Annotated in this window: 16 protein-coding genes and 3 tRNA genes; 7 read left to right on the top strand and 12 right to left on the bottom strand. The window is 55.5% G+C overall.

All coding sequences use genetic code 11. The features are described from left to right. Positions 1-157: 157 nt before the first annotated feature. The 3 genes from G7Y43_RS00635 to purE are packed head-to-tail and all read right to left on the bottom strand — an operon-like array spanning position 158 to position 3253. Positions 158-817, bottom strand: a complete 660-nt coding sequence (locus G7Y43_RS00635; RefSeq protein ID WP_165042996.1) for an indolepyruvate oxidoreductase subunit beta — start codon at positions 815-817, stop codon at positions 158-160. Continuing rightward, positions 814-2757 (bottom strand): indolepyruvate ferredoxin oxidoreductase subunit alpha, encoded by a 1944-nt coding sequence (gene iorA / locus G7Y43_RS00630; protein WP_165042994.1) that lies wholly within the window; start codon positions 2755-2757, stop codon positions 814-816. The genes G7Y43_RS00635 and iorA overlap by 4 nt, the downstream gene beginning before the upstream one ends. Positions 2758-2782: 25 nt before the next feature. Continuing rightward, the gene (gene purE, locus G7Y43_RS00625; protein WP_165042992.1) at positions 2783-3253 is read right to left on the bottom strand and encodes a 5-(carboxyamino)imidazole ribonucleotide mutase; all 471 of its coding nucleotides are present in this window, start codon (positions 3251-3253) and stop codon (positions 2783-2785) included. Between the two features lie 166 nt (positions 3254-3419). Between purE and G7Y43_RS00620 the strand changes: the two genes are divergently transcribed. Then, positions 3420-3495: transfer RNA gene (locus G7Y43_RS00620), tRNA-Phe, on the top strand. A gap of 436 nt (positions 3496-3931) precedes the next feature. Here the strand turns inward: G7Y43_RS00620 and G7Y43_RS00615 are convergent. The 5 genes from G7Y43_RS00615 to G7Y43_RS00595 all read right to left on the bottom strand — a co-directional run bounded on the left by G7Y43_RS00615 (position 3932) and on the right by G7Y43_RS00595 (position 9332). Beyond that, complete coding sequence (locus G7Y43_RS00615; RefSeq protein WP_165042990.1) at positions 3932-4588, bottom strand: HAD family hydrolase; 657 nt, start codon at positions 4586-4588, stop codon at positions 3932-3934. A gap of 45 nt (positions 4589-4633) precedes the next feature. Beyond that, the gene (locus G7Y43_RS00610) at positions 4634-5113 is read right to left on the bottom strand and encodes a 23S rRNA (pseudouridine(1915)-N(3))-methyltransferase RlmH (protein ID WP_165042988.1); all 480 of its coding nucleotides are present in this window, start codon (positions 5111-5113) and stop codon (positions 4634-4636) included. Positions 5114-5131: 18 nt separating this feature from the next. Then, positions 5132-5653: a shikimate kinase gene (locus G7Y43_RS00605; protein ID WP_165042986.1), complete on the bottom strand. Its 522-nt coding sequence runs from the start codon at positions 5651-5653 to the stop codon at positions 5132-5134. Between the two features lie 247 nt (positions 5654-5900). Further along, entirely contained in the window at positions 5901-6812 is a 912-nt protein-coding gene (locus tag G7Y43_RS00600; RefSeq protein ID WP_165042984.1) for a DMT family transporter, read from the bottom strand. Positions 6813-6950: 138 nt separating this feature from the next. Beyond that, positions 6951-9332: a DUF2207 domain-containing protein gene (locus G7Y43_RS00595; protein WP_165042983.1), complete on the bottom strand. Its 2382-nt coding sequence runs from the start codon at positions 9330-9332 to the stop codon at positions 6951-6953. 64 nt (positions 9333-9396) lie between these two features. Between G7Y43_RS00595 and G7Y43_RS00590 the strand changes: the two genes are divergently transcribed. Further along, positions 9397-9487 (top strand) — tRNA-Ser (locus G7Y43_RS00590). A 177-nt stretch (positions 9488-9664) separates the two neighbouring features. Here G7Y43_RS00590 and G7Y43_RS00585 read toward each other — a convergent pair. Then, positions 9665-10936, bottom strand: coding sequence for a transglutaminase domain-containing protein (locus tag G7Y43_RS00585; protein WP_206215060.1), 1272 nt, complete (start codon positions 10934-10936; stop codon positions 9665-9667). Between G7Y43_RS00585 and G7Y43_RS00580 the strand changes: the two genes are divergently transcribed. Further along, positions 10929-11207: a hypothetical protein gene (locus tag G7Y43_RS00580; RefSeq protein ID WP_165042979.1), complete on the top strand. Its 279-nt coding sequence runs from the start codon at positions 10929-10931 to the stop codon at positions 11205-11207. The two genes, G7Y43_RS00585 and G7Y43_RS00580, sit on opposite strands and share 8 nt — an antisense overlap. A 327-nt stretch (positions 11208-11534) precedes the next feature. Here the strand turns inward: G7Y43_RS00580 and G7Y43_RS00575 are convergent. From G7Y43_RS00575 to G7Y43_RS00565, 3 genes are all read right to left on the bottom strand, one after another. Beyond that, a tRNA-Arg gene (locus G7Y43_RS00575) sits at positions 11535-11611 on the bottom strand. A gap of 133 nt (positions 11612-11744) precedes the next feature. Next, positions 11745-11894 carry a hypothetical protein gene (locus G7Y43_RS00570; RefSeq protein ID WP_165042977.1) on the bottom strand — a complete coding sequence of 50 codons (150 nt, stop codon included), beginning with the start codon at positions 11892-11894 and terminating at the stop codon, positions 11745-11747. Positions 11895-11951: 57 nt separating this feature from the next. Then, on the bottom strand, positions 11952-12233 hold the full coding sequence (locus G7Y43_RS00565) for a helix-turn-helix domain-containing protein (RefSeq protein ID WP_165042975.1): 282 nt from the start codon (positions 12231-12233) through the stop codon (positions 11952-11954). A gap of 558 nt (positions 12234-12791) precedes the next feature. Here G7Y43_RS00565 and G7Y43_RS00555 point away from each other — a divergent pair. From G7Y43_RS00555 to G7Y43_RS00540, 4 genes are all read left to right on the top strand, one after another. Continuing rightward, on the top strand, positions 12792-13484 hold the full coding sequence (locus tag G7Y43_RS00555; RefSeq protein ID WP_165042973.1) for a 5-formyltetrahydrofolate cyclo-ligase: 693 nt from the start codon (positions 12792-12794) through the stop codon (positions 13482-13484). 186 nt (positions 13485-13670) lie between these two features. Further along, on the top strand, positions 13671-14978 hold the full coding sequence (locus G7Y43_RS00550; RefSeq protein ID WP_165042971.1) for a glycosyltransferase family 2 protein: 1308 nt from the start codon (positions 13671-13673) through the stop codon (positions 14976-14978). A gap of 18 nt (positions 14979-14996) precedes the next feature. After that, positions 14997-15890, top strand: coding sequence for a sulfite exporter TauE/SafE family protein (locus G7Y43_RS00545; protein WP_165042969.1), 894 nt, complete (start codon positions 14997-14999; stop codon positions 15888-15890). Positions 15891-15902: 12 nt separating this feature from the next. Then, positions 15903-17213, top strand: a complete 1311-nt coding sequence (locus G7Y43_RS00540; protein WP_165042967.1) for a histidine kinase — start codon at positions 15903-15905, stop codon at positions 17211-17213. Positions 17214-17228 lie beyond the last annotated feature (15 nt).

Raw genomic sequence — 17228 nt, 5'->3', positions numbered from 1 at the left:
AACGTTGCGCACGGAGTTTCGAAATACGACGCTTCAAGCCCACGACCCGCCAGCAACGCCAGCGGGTTCGCCCGAACTTGAAGCTAAAGCCATCGACCAGCCAACGCGGTGCGCGCGGCTACAAAAAGAGAGATGTTCGAACAAGAATCCATGTGCACTATTGTAGGCTAAAGTACTGCTGTTGCAAGCGGCTTTTCACGATAAACCACGGGCACTCTGTGGTGTGTTTCTCCACAACGGTGTCTACTGCGCGTAAGTTCATGTCCACAAATTTCGGTTTCACGCACAAAGAGATGGCGCTTTTCAGCTCGTCAATGGTAATAGGCACGCGACCTTCCGTAATGGCGCAAGCCAAAAGCACCATGTTGAGCACTTTGCTACTGCCGATTTCATGAATAAACTCCGCTTCATGAACAATCGAGAGCGCTTGATCGGCGATCATTGCACGATCAATACCGACAAGCACATCATTTGCCCGATACGGTTCCTTCGACAACGCAGCGGTCACCGGCTGAATGGCAGTGACGGCGGTCACCAGCAAACCGTCGGTTGCCAGATACGGCAGCACGCGTGCCGCCTCTCCCGGTTCGAACGCGATAATCAGATCAGCGGTTCCCGGAAAGATCAGCGGCGCGTGCACCATTTCGCCATCGTTTCCCATGCGTACGTGCGACACCACGCTGCCGCCTCGTTGTGCCATGCCGATGGTTTCCGCCGTGCGCACATGCCAGCCCTTGCTCTGCGCCGCCTGTGCCAGCACCTTTGCCGCTAGCACCGTGCCCTGGCCGCCCACACCTGTCAACAGTATGTTGATCATCGGGTACCTCCTTCTGCTGGCGCAATCGCATCGAACGGGCACACTTGCACGCACAACCCGCAACCATCGCACAGCGTTTCGTTCACAAGCGCCTGACCTCGATCTTTGCTTCGTGCGCCTGTCGCATCAAAGTCAAAGCCAATGGCGGGACAACCGATCTCGGTAATGCACTTCTTGCAGCCCGTGCACGCATCTGTATTAATGTGTACCGCCGGATCGGGCTTTTTCAGCTGAATGCACGGAGAGCGGAAGATGATGGCGGACGGCCCTTCGAAATCGATCGCCTCGCGCGCCGCCGCTTCCGCTTCCGCAAGATTTAACGGATCGGCGAATGTGATGCATTCCACACCTATGGCACGCAGCACGCCTTCGATGCTTACCGGCTTGCGCTTGTGGCCCATGAGCGTGACGCCCGTGCCCGGGTGCGGCTGCGAGCCGGTCATGGCAGTGGTTGCGTTATCCAGCACCGTAACCGTGATGTCGTGCCCGTTATACACTGCATTCACAATGCCGGTTAGACCGCTCGCGAAGAAGGTAGAGTCGCCCACAAACGCCACGTGCTTCTTATGCGGCTCTACCACAGCGAAGCCTTGCGCCATAGTAATGCCCGCACCCATGCACAAACACGTGTCCACCGCGTCGAGTGGCTTGGCATTGCCCAGCGTGTAACAACCAATGTCACCGCACAGTACCGCATCGCGCTTTCCGAGCGCCCGCTTCACTGCGTAGAAGCTACCGCGATGTGGGCATCCCGCACAGAGCACTGGCGGGCGCACGGGCAGCGCGTCGGGATAGCGGGTAAGGGCAGATTTGTAGGTAAACTTCTTGACCAACGACACGAAAAAGCAATCCTCTTTGTCGAAGAAGTGCGCCAACCGCATGATAATGTCCTCAGTGGAATTCTCACCGCGGTCGCTCGCATCGCCCGTGAGTTTGCCACGTACCTCAACCGACAAATGACGCGTGCCTGCAAGCTTTAGCAGCTCGTCTTCAAGCACATAATCGAGCTCTTCGAACACAATTATTTCGCTGAGTCCTTCAGCGAAGCGCGCAGCAGCATCTGTAGGGAACGGGTAGGGCGTGCCTACTTGCATGAAACGATACGCCGGCAACGTCTCACCCATTTCTCTAGCAAGACGATCCAACAGCGAAAGCGCTTCGCGTGCGTATGCAGCAGACACACCGCCCGCAACCACGCCAAACCGTGGCTGTTCGGACGTGTTGCCGCCTTCTGTCACAGGGTTGAACTGCACAAACGACAGATCTTCGCTGAAGTCGCGCGCTATGTCGCGCATACGCTGATTGATTTCACCATGCGCTTCGTAACTGCGTCGCGGGAAAATGACCCAGCGCGGATCTTTCTCAAAACCACCTTCAGGCACATCAAGTGCGTGGGTTTCCGCCGGTACATCGAAGAATGTGGATGCATGGCAAATGCGTGTGGTGGGGCGCACAATCACCGGCGTGCCGTAGCGCTCCGACAGCTCAAACGCCGCACGCATCATAGCAGCGCCTTCTTCGGGTGTGGAAGGATCGAGCACCGGCACCTTCGCGAATGAGGCAAAGCGACGCGTGTCTTGCTCGGTCTGCGACGAAATAGGACCAGGATCATCCGCCACAAACAGCACTGTTCCACCGCGCACGCCCACGTAATTCAGCGACATCAGCGCATCGCTCGCTACGTTGAGCCCCACCTGCTTGCAGGTGAACAGCACACGAGCACCGCAGTACGCTGCGCCCGCAACAAGTTCCAGCGCCGCTTTCTCGTTGGCGGACCACTCTACGTGCACGCCATGCGCCACGCCTGCAGCATGCTGCTTCGCCACCGTTTCGATGAGCTCGGATGAAGGCGTACCCGGGTATCCTGCCACCACGCGCACACCCGCTTCCAGCGCCGCCCACGCGAACGCCTCGTTACCCATCAGCAGTTTCTTCGCCATACGTTCCTCTTCCGTCGGCAAAACCTTACGCTTGTGCCATGGCTTCCTTGTAATCGATAATTTTCTGACGCGCTCCCTCGCAACCGGTTCCCATAATCTGAACCGCCAAAATGGCTGCATTCTTTGCGCCGTTGATGGCAACACACGCCACCGGCACACCACTCGGCATCTGCACCATAGACAGCAGCGAGTCAAGCCCGCCCAAATCAGACGTTTTCATGGGCACCGCAATAACCGGGCACGGCGTGTACGCAGCAACAACGCCGCCCAAGTGCGCGGCCTTTCCCGCAGCGGCAATGATCACGCGAATGCCGCGCTCGTGTGCCGTGCTGGCCCACTCGTGAACCTCAGCGGGCTTGCGATGGGCGCTAGCCACCTTCACCTCGTACGGCACACCGAAATCATCGAGCTGTTTCATGCACGCTTCCATGACCGGCATGTCAGATTCAGACCCCATGATGATGCCAATAATGGGATTCTTTTCAGAACACGACATGTCTTTCTCCTATCCTCAAAAACGCAACGGCCTAGATTTTACCAACTCAGACCAGTAACGAAGTTCGAGTCTGTGTTGCAGAACGAAAAATTCGGTCATTCTCCTACTTGACCCACGAGCAAAACATCGGTAGACTATCTACTCGCGTTCGAATCAAACGCAACTTGGTCGGGTAGCTCAGTTGGTAGAGCAGCGGACTGAAAATCCGCGTGCCGAGGGTTCAAGTCCCCCTCCGACCACCATAAACAGCACGACCCCCAGCAATGGGGGTCGTTTCATTGTTGGGGAGAGTCCTGGGACTTGAACCCTGCGAAGGCGAAACCGTCCAGCGGACGGTTTCGGCGCGAGCACCGCGTAAGCGGGGCGCAGCGAAGCGGTTTCGCAAAGCGAAAACGCCAAGTCCCCCTCCGACCACCATAAACAGCACGGCCCCCAACAATGGGGGTCGTTTCTTATTTGGAAGAAGTCCACGGACTTGAACCCTGCGAAGGCGAAACCGTCCAGCGGACGGTTTCGGCGCGAGCACCGCGTAAGCGGGGCGCAGCGAAGCGGTTTCGCAAAGCGAAAACGCCAAGTCCCCCTCCGACCACCATAAACAGCACGACCCCCAGCAATGGGGGTCGTTTCATTGTTGGGGAGAGTCCTGGGACTTGAACCCTGCGCCTTATGCGCTCGCCGTTAGTACGTCGTCAGTACATCGGCGGGCACTTCAATGATTATGTTGGCACCTGCCTTTTGTAGCACCTCTGTTGGCTGATAGCCCCACGCAACGCCGATAGCGAACACGCCGGCGCGGCGTGCCACATCCATGTCACCCGCGGAGTCGCCCACATACGCCGCGCGGCTGGGCGAAACCCCAAGTTCCTGCAGCGTGCGCAAAAGACCTGCGGGGTCAGGCTTGCGAGGAAACTCGTCGCATTCGCCATGTACAACATCGAACACACCCGGGAAATGCTCCGCGATAACCGATTGCGTGGCCGCATCGAACTTGTTCGACAGCACCGCTAACTTCGCACCGCGGCTTTTCAACTGATGGAGCGTTTCGGGCATGCCCGCATAGGGAAGTGTGAGCCGATGTCCCAGCGTGGCATAACTCGCCTTCCACCGGTCGAGCGCCGCCTGCGTGTCGGCTATGCTGGTGTTCGGCGGAACCGCCTGCTTTATCAAAGTGAACGCTCCGTTACCCACGTAGCTTAAGATTTCTTCGCGTGTGTGCTCTGGATACCCGCATTCGCGCAGCACTGTATTCGTCAGAACCACCAGGTCAGGAAGCGTGTCGAGCAAAGTGCCATCCAAGTCGAACACGTATGCATCAAATGGGAGTTTTTCGTCCATCTATTCCTCGCCTTTCTGCGGTTTTGCGGCTTTTGCAGCGCTTGCCTACTTATGATACGGCTCCCCGCGCGAGATACGCTGCGCACGGTACAGTTGCTCGAGCAACACCACACGAGCAAGATTGTGCGGCAGCGTGATGGGTCCAAACGATAGCGTTTCGTGCGCCCGGGCTCGTACTGCATCGCTCACGCCATCAGACCCGCCGATGACGAAAGCCACGTCGCTCGTTCCGCCCAGCGCCAGCGCATCAAGTCTGCGGGAAAAGTCGACGCTACCGCGCTGCGTGCCCTCTATCGCCAACAGCACCACTCTTGTTTGCGCAGGCAGCGCGCCAAGTGTAGCAAGAATAGCTTCTCCTTCGCGGTTGCGCGCATCATCCACGCCTCCAGCTCGCGCCGGATCAACATCAGCAACTTCACGCACGACCGTTTTCCCATAGGGCTGCAAGCGCTTCACGTACTCGTCGCACGCTTCCTTCCAGAAGCGTTCTTTCAACTTACCAACAGCAACGATAGTAAATCTCATGACTGAAAACGAAACGCGCTATGCGTGAAACTTTTCGAGAGCAAACGCAACCTTGCGCGCGGCTTCCGTGATGGTTAGACCGTTCACGTCAACCGTCACTTCGGCGTACTGCTCGTACAAGGGCCTGCGCTCATCGAACAGCTCGCGCAGACTCATGCCCATGCCGCCTTTCAGTACCACGCCGCGCTCTTGCAAGTCGCCCAAACGACGTGTCAGTTCGTCGTAGGTGATTTGCAAGTACACGATAACGCCCTCAGACGTTAGGTGCTTCATAGCAGCGTGCGAATACACAGCACTGCCGCCCGTAGCAATGACGGTATCTTCCATGTCGATAACCGACAAAACCTGATTCTCAACCTCGATAAACCCATCGGGACCACATGCGTCAATGATCTTCTGCAGCGTTCTGTCGCACTGCTTTTGAATGAGCAGGTCGCCATCGACGAACTCCATGTTCAGCATCTTCGCCAGAACCACGCCTAACGTCGACTTGCCGGCTCCCGGCATACCAATGAGAACGATGTTGCTCTTTTCCGCCATGAAAACACTCCCTTTCACCAGCCTGCGCGTCTCGGAAAACACTGACCACATTGCCACATCGCAGCTGCCCCACGCCCGAGTCTTTTACTAATCGGAGCCATTATAAAAGATGACCGCTCGCCCGCAAGTCCCGAACCAGCAGGCATGCAATAAGACACGACAAAACGACGAAATGAGACAAACCCGTGAGAGAAAACTTCTATGAATTTCCAGGTCAATCAGGTGGTTTATCGAGTGCTGCAGATTCTCACGATTGCGATTCCAGTTCATTCGGCGCACAGGAGCGCTTCTTTAACGGAAACGTTTCGCTGATAACGATGGCGGCAAAGATAAGGGCAAAGCCCGCGATCAAACGTGGAGTCATCTGCTCGCCATACAAAATTACGCTGAACACCACGCCAAAAACGCTTTCCAAACTAAGCAGCAGCGACGCCTGTGCCGGCGGAACATGGGCCAACGCGATATTCTGAAACAGCAGCGCCAAACACGATGCGCACACCACCAAATACAGCATGGTGGTCACTAAATCGGCATTTACTGCCGAAGCAGGGGGCAGTGTTTCTGTGCAGGCTCCCACCGCCAAACCACATACGCCACCAACCAGAAATTGATACACAGTAAGTGCCAGCACGTTTAACCCTGCATCAGAGAACTTCGAAACACACACGATATGGAATGCGAAGAAGAACGCGCACACAAGTGTCATTAGGTCGCCAAACTCTATGGTCAGCTCGAATAGCGAGCCGGTCAGCGACACCAAACCCAAGCCAGCAACGGCAAGTACAGCCGCAAGCAGGTTAAATACCGTCGGACGTTTCTTTGCCACAAGCCACCAGGCAAACGGCACGATAACACAGTATACGCCTGTAATAAACGCATTCTTACCCGGCGTCGTGTATGCAAGCCCTATCGTTTGCACCCAAAAGGCCAGAAAGTTCAAAACGCCCACGATCAAACCCGCTACAAGATGCCGACGATCGAGTGACTGGCGCACGTGTTTCCACAAAATCGCAAGCAAGATCAGGCCAGCAAGCGAAAACCGAATGCCGATCAGGTATGCCGGCTGAAGCACGTTCACGGCGTCTTTCATGAACACGAAAGACAAACCCCACATGATGGTGGCCGCCACAATGAGCAACTTGTACCAGACGTTTGACATGCCGTTTAACGCATTCCTTTCCTTTGTTTGTTGCTTGTTTGCTGCTTGAGCGTCATGCTCGTTCCGTGAGTGAGCTAACTGCACGCCATTTGAGTGCCACTCGGCAAAACAATCCGGCAGCGCCAACGATTCAGCAGCCTAGCTTTGTGACCATGTGTTTAGCTCGGTGTCACCGCCAAAACTGCTGTGCTCTGACGAAAGCGCCGCACGTGACGCATGCATCGCCTCATCAAGGGACCGTTGCAGCTCGTCGGCAGCACGCGCGTAGTCGGCGGCTTCCCTAGCATCGTCTGATCCCCAGGCGTTCGCAACAGCGGCGTCCAGCACGCCAAACTGATAGGCATACGGCACCAGAAGCCGCCAATCGACCACGGCGTCGGAAAGCGACTCGCCTCGATCACCGAACTCGAGCAGCCAGTTGCGCAGCGCCTTGCAGCGCGCAACCAGGTTGTTCCCCGAAACGGATCTCCGCGGAAGGTAATTGCCCAAAACCGCCATGGCAAGCGCTGTAGGAACCGCAAACGCCGCTGGGAATATGCTGCCCGCCAAAAGCGACAGCGCAATGCCACCAACAAGCATTGCCAACGCCGTAATCAGCACGACTTTTTGAACCGCACGTGAACGCTCGTCGAAATAACCTCGATACCCAATCTCCGCACCGAGTTCGTTATTGAAGGCACTCATGACATGAACGTACGCATGCGCGTCTTCTTCGCCAAAACGCCTGATGTCGGCCGTGGTCAGCTCGCCAGAGCCCTGTGCTATCACATCGAACAGTGACGAAAGGACCGACGCATCAAAGGGGTCGCTAAGCGTGTCTGGTGCTGCAAGCGCTCGTAAAACAAGCTGGTCGCCGGATGTCGTTCCACTCGCTTTACCTGCTTCGCCTGCTGCCCCCATCGCGCCTGCTTCACTTGCTTCGCCTGCTGCCCCCATCGCGCCCGTTTCGCCCGCAACGTCGGCGCGCCATTCCCACGAGAGTGCGCCCTCGTTGCGAAGGCGTATTGCTGTTGCGACGAAATCAGTCCGACTGGGATGATTCCATCGCCACAACCGACCAGCCAGCGCTGGATGAAGGTTGCTGTCAGGCACATCGCACCAATAGTCGCCGGTGAAATCCGGCTTGCGCTCGCGCCCGAACGCAAGATAAGCAACAACCGCCGCGAAAAGCGCTATAACACACACGATCGCCGACACTGCCGCCCGATTGAGCTCGGCAAGACGACGCATACTGTTCTGGTCGGCCCATCCATCTTCTTCGTTGAGCGCCGTGGCAAGGCGCATGGTTTCGCCGGTTTCAGCTCGGGCTTCATCGGACACGTCGTAGAGCCAGCCAACCGGGAATGTTACGCGTGCTTCGGCAAATTGCCCCGCTTCAACCCGATCGGCCGAATACGTGATTGTGCCGTCATCGTTCACGCCAAACGTTCCACTCTGCGGTCCGTGACCCCACGCATGCACGTTGTCGCCAGCCACCGCCGAAATACCTTGGGGTACGGGTAGCGTCAGTGTCATGGTTACCTGCTCCGACGCCACGTTCCATTTGTCGCTTACATATTTCCAATACACCTCGCCAACGTCTTTGTATGCAGCGACACCGTTGGTTATCGTGTAGTCAAGCTCCACAACGAGGGGAGTTTCCGTTTGTTTTTGCTGATCCGAGTCTTCCTGGGTGCGAAGATCCTGGTCAGCCGCTTCGGTGTCAGCTGTAGCATCGGCAGTGGCAGCTGTCGTATCAGCATCAGCATCAGATGCTGCGACGACAGAAGCGTCATTTTGCGCTTCTGGTTCGCCATCGCCAGCGTTTTCTTCTTCGCTTTCCCCTTTGCCTTCACTTTCCCCTTTGCCTTCGCCGCCTGCCGTCGCAGTCCCTTCGGCATCTTCGTCATCTGTGCTACCCTCACCCGAGCCAACCCCTATGAACACATAGATATCGTTTTGAGGGTTGTCCACCGCGAAGGAATCGGCATCGGGACTCCCGCTTTTTCGCCAATCAACCACGAAGTAAGTGCTTACCAGCTCGGTCCAATCTCCCACTGCCTCGCCATTGGAATCAGCCGCAGCGAAGCACACCGAGTTGACGGCAAGCTCGGCATTATCGGAAGGCTTCTCAACGTGCCACACTGCCGAAAGAGCGCCGCTCTCCCCTACAAGAACCCGCCGCTCAACCACATGCAGCGAGCCATCAGCACCAACCCGAGCATCAATGGACACGCTAGGGGAAGCAACAGCATCGGCGTACGCTACGGTCCTGCTTGCAGCAACTTGACCAGCGGCAAACAACATCGGACCTCTGTCAGCAGGCGCCGCCAGCTCGCCGCACACACCGTTCGCAAAAGGAGCAGCCGCAACCAAAGCGAATGCGCATACAAGCGAAACGAGCGCACGCGCGCACGCCGCCAACAGCGAACGTAGCGAATGACACGACCAACGTCGCGCGATATGCCGCTCACCGCTAGGCGTATAGAACGCATCGGGCGCATTCGAACGCGTTTTCTGCGCATGACCTGTGTTTTGCACGTTTCTGCTCCTTGCAAGTTTTCAGTGGTCACGGTATCATAGCAAATCGCATTTGTTGTTGCGTGGAGAGCTGACCGAGAGGCCGAAGGTGCTCGCCTGCTAAGCGAGTATACGCCAAAAGCGTATCTGGGGTTCGAATCCCCAGCTCTCCGCCACTGGCAAGTTTTCGAACCCCTACCTGTTTTCAGGTAGGGGTTCGTTGCATTCGGCGGCACAAGCTAGCGACGAATGACATGGCGCTTCGCTTGAACCATTGATCCAGATAAAAAAGTGCAGCTCATCGATTTTCATCAAGAGCTGCACGCTATAACACTATAGATTTGTTGCTTGGCTTATGCTTTCTCTGCAAAAGCAATGGAGTAGACGAACGCATCCGGCGTGTAATAGTCGACCGCTTCACCGTCAACTTCAGCGTAAGGATATCCGAATGTGTTCAACGGATCTCCATCCTGAGCAGGATTCAACGTGAGATCCCTTCCACGAGAAAGCTCAACGCGCTTTTCGTCCCAGTTGCCCCAATAGTACTCTTGCATTTCTTTCGTCTCGTTGGACGACTTATCCCATTCGTTCGTCAAAACAGCCTTTAGAACGTCGGCAGGATCCGCCGGAATCCATCCGGTACCCGGCAAGTAGAACTCTGCCCAGCAATGCTGGTTCTTCGTGATGTCCTCATCGTTGATACGAACGCCGAACATCTCGCGAGCAGGCACTCCCGACGCACGGCATAAGGCAACAAACATGGAATTGATGTCGGTGCACTTGCCCGCCTTCGTATCCAGCAAAGCACAAACATCGCCCTGACCGCAGCCCTTAACATCGTTATCGCGGTTCATATTGGCAATAACCCAATCGTAAATTGCACGAGCCTTACCCAAATACGTCGTTTCGTCCTTCGTGATTTCGTCGGCAAGGTCTTTCACTTCACCGGTCACCGACACCATGCTGGAAGCGCCAAGGTACTCTTCCATGTCACTTCCAACTGTGCCTTCTTCAACCAGTTCGGGGCAAGCTGCCTCTTCACGCTCTACGAAGAAAGAGCAGCTCGCAACTCGACTCGCGGGCTCAACCGAGGCATCCCATTCAACGTACAGCATCTGATTTCCATAAGTATCTTCAGTGATTTCGGCTCTTGTTGCGCCGTCGGCTTCATAGGCAACATCGTCGATTACCTGATATTCGTTCGACTGAGCAACGGGAATCCAAGCACGAACAACACTACCCTTGTCGTATTGGGACATATCGACGCTCGTTGTAACCGTACCGGCTTGCGTTGCTCCTTCAACAGTAACCTGAACGGATGCCAGAACTTCATCAGAGTCGGGAGCCATGGCGCTAATCGTGGCAGAGCCCGCCTTAACGGCAGTCACAACACCTTGGTCGTCAACCGTTGCAACATTTTCGTTGCTCGACTGATAAACGACATTGCTTGCTTCTTCAGCAGGAGTCACTTCGATCGTTGTGGTATCACCCTTCTTAAGCGCCTGGTTGGCAACATCGATTGTGATCTCCTGAGCAGCGCTGGGTTCTTCGGCAGGTTCTGAGGTCTCCGAAGATGTGCTGCATGAGCACAAAGCGAGAGGGAAAGCAATTGTCGCTATGAACAAGGCTGCCGCTTTTCGAACAGTCAGTTTCATTTCGATCTCCTCTACAACATTAGTAAACGATTTTTCGGCACTACACGCCATAAGGCATGAAGAAGGCCGTGCAGAAGGCTCCATTCGCTTTACAAGCTCAAAACAAGCTGTCCCCCACATGGCAGGCACGAACGGAATAATGAAAGCAGATAACGCGAATGAGGCTCGTACGCTGCCCAAGATATTCAACGAGCAACAAGCCGCAAAGCAGCCCTCCCCCGCTGCAGAAGAGAATATCTAGATCGCGAAGCGATAGTCTAACTTGCTAGATTCGATTTCGCAACTTCCCTTCTAATGTTTCCTGTGTTTCGTATTTAAATTTACAAGAATTTGATGTTTTGAGGTGCCTACACACAACCCAGCCAAAAACGGATGCTGAGAGATTGGAGGCCTCATACAAGATTGGAACACTCATCCAAGACTCGCTCAAAACCCTGACTACAAGCAGTGAATAATCGGTCCTCGCACACTTTTTGAAACTTAACCCTGATAACCCGATAAACAAGGCAAAAACCGCAGAAAACAAAAATCCTGAAATCGTCTTCGATTCCAGGACCTTACGTCCAAGTGGTGCGCCGTGAGGGATTCGAACCCCCGACGTACTGATTCGTAGTCAGTCCCTCTATCCAGCTGAGGTAACGGCGCACTTCCAAAACAGCAAGGGCTATTTTGCTACTAAGACAAGCTCCTGTCAAGCACGAATTTCACTTTTTTACAATGGACGTCACTGCTCGTTACCGCCCACGGATCAGCCCGTAAGGCAGCAAGGTGCAACGAGCTAATCTATAGGCAGTAACGCCAGAGTTGCGTGTACGCGCTCTTGGATTTCGCGCGCGATAGAAAGCGCTTCAGATTGCAACATACCAGCGCGTGTGGCGACCTGCACCATATCGTCGATTGTAATACCTGTTCCTTTGCCGTTGACCATGGTGGCATTCCGTGAAGAATCACTCGCAATGATGTGGGAGAAAGCTCAGGAATTGGTTCAACGGTGCGCCTCATCGATAACCTCCTGAATGGATGTATACGCGCGTTTCGAGAAGAGCTCGTCGAAATCACTTTCGCAGTCAAGAACAATGGCAATGCGGATGAGCGAGTCGAACGCAATGAGTCCCTTTTGTTCGAAGCGTTTGTACGATGCAAGCGACATGCCCGCTTTGCTGCTCAGCTGCTCTTGCGTGAGGTGCAACTCTTTACGGCGCGCACGAACACGCGCGGCAACTTCGCGGCGTATGTCATATGACGTTTTTTGATCAAAGGTAATCATAGATCATATAGTAGCCTTTTTGAGCAAAATTGCAAGAATTAGCTACTATATTATCCATGATGAAAAGACACAGTATTGCAGCCCATGGGTTAGCCGGCTGGACGGATAGCACCGACCTGCGTCAAACAGAAATCGACGTTGCCTTCTTTGCCATTCTCTATTCTCGGCGCAGATAATCCGCCAAATACGGAACTGCAAATGCAACTTTCCCTCGAGCAGGTGCTTCAATGATTCCAGCGTCAATAAGCCTTTTGCGGTACTTTTGAACGTAGTCGTGCGGAAAAGACATTGACTTCCCGTTGTGGAGGTTCGTTTTCCTTTTTTTCCTATTTGTCAAGAAAGCGCTCAGCAACGGTTTAACCTCAACCTGTCAAATGACTCCTCAGGCCATTCCCTCTTGAGATGAATAGACGAGCAGAATATAGAACGCGGAAGAGTCGTTGCAAGTTTGAGCAAAAGCGGAAAGTGAGTTGATTCTTGCAGCTTCTTGCAAACGGCATCTTTGAAGCGCGAACGTCTCTTTTTCTCTTTCCGCGCCGCTTTGCTATACTCGCCCTTATGACTGATCGAGAACAACAAGCCGTGCAGCGAAACGCCCGCAACACTGCTGAAAACACAACGTACGCCGACAAAGCTGCAAAAGCAGCCTGTCGGAAAGCGGCGCTTGCCGCGCGCGATGCGATTCCGCCCGAATTGCGCGCACAGAAAAGCGCTACTATTTGTGCTGAGCTTGTTCGTTTGACCGACAGCCTCTTCCAGCAAGCCAATATCACGCCACATACGCGCGCCATAAAAGCAACATGCAAGCCAACCATGGCCGTGTACTTCCCCATGAAAAGCGAAGTTGACCTGGGTGATTTCTTCTTTGCGGCGTACAAGTGCGGTTGGCGTCTTGCCTTCCCCGTGATGACCGATACCGGCATGGCGTTCTACGACATTCCCGTTGCGCGCTTTACCGAAGCTCGCGACGCCTTTCTCAGCACGCCGCTACGCACAATGTCCCGCGATCGCATGCACGAGCTGGGATACTGCGAAGCCGGCGCCACCGCCATAGACCTTGCGGTGTGCCCACTTGTCGCCTTCGACAACAGCAACGCACGCCTAGGATATGGCGGCGGCAATTACGACCGGTTCCTTCCCCAGCTGCGAGCGAACACACCGGTGATCGGTGTTGCATTCGATGAGCAGCGTGTCTGCCACGTGCCCACCGAACCGCATGACAAGCCGCTGCAGCAAATCGTGCACGCGTAACTTCGAACAGCCAACACCCGACCCACCCCGTCGAACCGTCGAACGGGGCCAAGCCGCTTGCAATGATTCGATGAAGAGCGCTCCCAATCTGCGAAAACGAGTACAATACGAATCCAGCGGCAGCACTGCGCGCGCGTTGCACGCATCTCCCGCACCGCAGCATCACACCCGAAACGAAGGATTTGCATGAACCCAGCAATTGTTGTTCCCACCTTTGTTTCCGCTCGCGCCGCCCGACGCGACGGCGGCGGCGTGACCACCACCTACGACCACACAACGCCCCTTCAGCAAGACGGCGAACTTCCCCGCCTGCTTGAATCGTTGCAATCGGTTACTGGTGTCGGACAAATCATCATCCTCGTTGCCGCCGAAAAGCCTATCGAAACGCAGGCGGCCGAGAAGGTGCAAGATATCGCCATGCGCTTCCCGACGCTCAACATTGTAGTTATCGGCGCGCCTGAAGCAGCACTGGTGCATCAGCGAATGGAGCAGCTGAATCTGGGTCGTCCCACAAAGGAAGTAGGGCTTGCCGGATATGGTGCCATCCGCAACATGGGCCTGGTGATCGCACATGTACTCGGGTTCGACTCGGTGGTATTTTTGGACGACGACGAAGTCATCGACGACCCGAACTTCCTGGTAAACGCCATGTATGGCCTAGGCAAGCTCACGCGTAAGGGTATTCCTATTCTGGCCAAAACCGGCTTCTACTTAAATTCCCAAAACTCGTGCATGGCCAGTCGCGAAAACAAATGGTACGACCGCTTCTGGCAGCAGAACTCAGCCTTCAATGAATGGATAGCGAAAGCGTTGCGCGGGCCGCGATTGTCGCGCTCGAACCACGTGTGCGGCGGGTGCTTGGCCATCCACCGCGAAGCGTACAAGCGCCTTTCGTTCGACCCGTGGATCGCGCGCGGAGAAGACCTCGACTACATGCTGAACCTGCGCATGTACGGGTCGGATATTTGGTTCGACAACAAGTGGCACATGCGACATCTGCCACCCGCAACAAGAAGCGAAGGCACGCGTTTTCGCCAAGACATCTACCGCTGGCTGTATGAATTCCGCAAGATGGAATACAGTCGCACGCAAATTGACCTGATGAAGATAACCGCCGACTCACTCGAGCCGTACCCTGGTCCATTCTTGCGCCCAGGCATCCGCCGCCGCATCCGTTTGACCGCATGGCTGCGCAGTATCGGTCGTCCCGACAAGGCGGCTTACCGCAAGGCAGCAAAAGCCGCGGCGGGCGAGGCGTCCGTGTACGCCGAGCGCAATTGCACGAACTATTTCGAGTTCCAGTACGTATGGCCCGAGCTTATGTCACGCTTGGAAAATGACCGTGCACTGCGTACGGCGCTCGTCCAGTCGACCATTCAGCGTCGCGGACTCGATGTCGCGCAAAGCGCTGCGGCCGTAGCCGAAGAGCCCACGCCAGTCCGCAACATCGACCCGGGCGCAACCACGGAGATTCGCCTGAATCTGGCCGAATAGGCGAGCGCGGGAATCGGCATGGACGTTGTTTCGCTGCTTGTTCTTCCTGCGCTGTGCGGCGTGATCATCGGCATTTTCTCGGGGTTGCTGGGCATCGGAGGGGGCACTGTCATGGTGCCCGCTTTCCGTCTGCTGTTCGACATGAGTCCTACTATGAGCACGGCAACCTCGATGTTCGCGATTATTCCCACGTCCATTTCCGGAGCGACACAGCACCTGCGAAACAAAACATGCCTGCCAGCCATAGGTCTTGCCGCCGGCATCGGCGGTGCCTTCACCTCTCCGGTGGGTGTGTGGCTGGCGCAATGTTCCCCTGGCTGGATGGTTATGCTCGCGGCAGCGTTGGTTATTGGCTATTCGGCATTCACTATGTTGAAGAAAGCCGTAAAGATGGGGTCGTCTTCTCAGGGGTCGTCTTCTCAAGAACTGCACTCCCAAAGTTCGTCTTCACAAGCCGAAACGCAAGCAACGGCCGAGCCACTTGAAACCCCAGCAGCAACCAGCGCAACCAGCGAAGCTGCTCCGACAAAAACCTCGCGTCGGCAACTCGCCCTTGCCGCGGGAATCGGCTTGGTTGCCGGAGTCGCTTCGGGATATGTGGGTGTGGGCGGCGGCTTCCTCATGGTACCGTTGTTCATATCGCTTATAGGTCTGTCTATGAAGCAGGCTTCGGGCACATCGCTCATCGCGGTCATGATTTTGGCCGTTCCGGGCGTTATCGAGCAAATGTTGCTTGGCAACGTGAACTACTTCGCCGGGCTCGCCATCGTAGCGGGAACCGTTCCCGGTGCCATCATAGGTGCACGCCTGGTTCGCCGCGTGCCCGAACGCGCACTGCGTTTCATCTTCGGCGGTTTCCTCGCGTTTGCCGCCATCATGTTAGCAGTCAACGAATTTAGCCTTATCGGCTAGGAGGGCATCTCGATGCAGAAAAACGAGTACACAGGCGCTACCATGTCCCATTCGTTCGTTCTCGAAATGCTCATGATCACCATTGCGGTGGCGTCGTCGTTTGTGCTAGCCGGCACCATCTTCGGCCCACTGCACAGCCCGTTGCTCACCGTACTGGCCGGCTTGGTGTTCACCCTTTCCGTGGTGGTGGTAGTGCGACTGCTGATGGACCCTGACTCCGTACGCGCGCATCAAACCGACTCGATGCTCAAGCTCGCCCGCCAAACTCTGGAGAACATATCGGGCGAGGAATTCTCCACCGTACAGGCACAAAAGATTTGTTCGCTTTTGCTCCCATCAACAGCCGCCATCGCCGTGTCTATCACCGATACCGAAGTTATCCGCGGATACGTTGGCTACGATGAAGAACGAAACCCCACCGGCTCTCCCATTCGCACACAAGCAACCCGCAACGTCATTAACGATGGCGAAATGCGCATTCTCACCAGCTCATCTGCAATCGGCTTTCCCAGCCAGAAAACCAAGATCAACGCCGCTATCATTGTGCCGCTGAAGAAAAGTCGTCGGCAGATATGGGGCACCTTGAAGTTCTACTACCGCAACCCGAAGCAAATCACTGAAACGCAAACTTCCATTGCCGAGGGTTTTGGCAACCTGCTGTCAACGCAGCTTGCAGCCGTGTCGCTTGAAGAACAGACTAAGCTTGCAACGCAAATGGAGCTGAAAATGTTGCAAAGCCAGATTAACCCTCATTTTCTGTTCAACACTATCAATACCATCGCGTCGCTGATCCGCACCGATCCGAACAATGCCCGGCTACTACTGCGCGAGTTCGCCGTATTCTACCGACGCACGCTGGAAAACTCCGGCGACCTGATACAGTTCGACCGCGAGATGGAGCAAGTCGAACGATATTTCTCGTTCGAAGTGGCTCGGTTTGGCACCGACCGCGTGCAGCTTCGCACCGACATACAACCTACCGTGAACGAAATCATGGTGCCGTCGTTTTTGGTGCAGCCCCTGGTAGAAAATGCCGTGCATCATGCCATGCCTGCCGAAGGGCTGTTGACCATTACCGTGAAAGGTGTCATGCACGGTAAAGACGCTATTATCCACGTCATCGACGACGGCGTGGGTATGGATGAGCAAACATGTGCGAACATCATGAGCCCCGAAATGAGCACCGGTATGGGCATCGCCGTGAAAAACGTGCGCGACCGCATTGCCGGCTACTTCGGAACCGGCGCAACCATGGAAGTTGCCAGCGAGCTGGGAGAAGGAACGCGCGTGACGCTGGTGCTGAAGGATGCCGCAAACCGTTAACTATCTCGGCCAGCT

This window comes from Adlercreutzia sp. ZJ138, assembly GCF_011038935.1.
GTDB lineage: Bacteria > Actinomycetota > Coriobacteriia > Coriobacteriales > Eggerthellaceae > ZJ141.
Note: the sequence above shows the minus strand (reverse complement) of the source record. Positions and strands in the feature narration are given on the sequence as shown.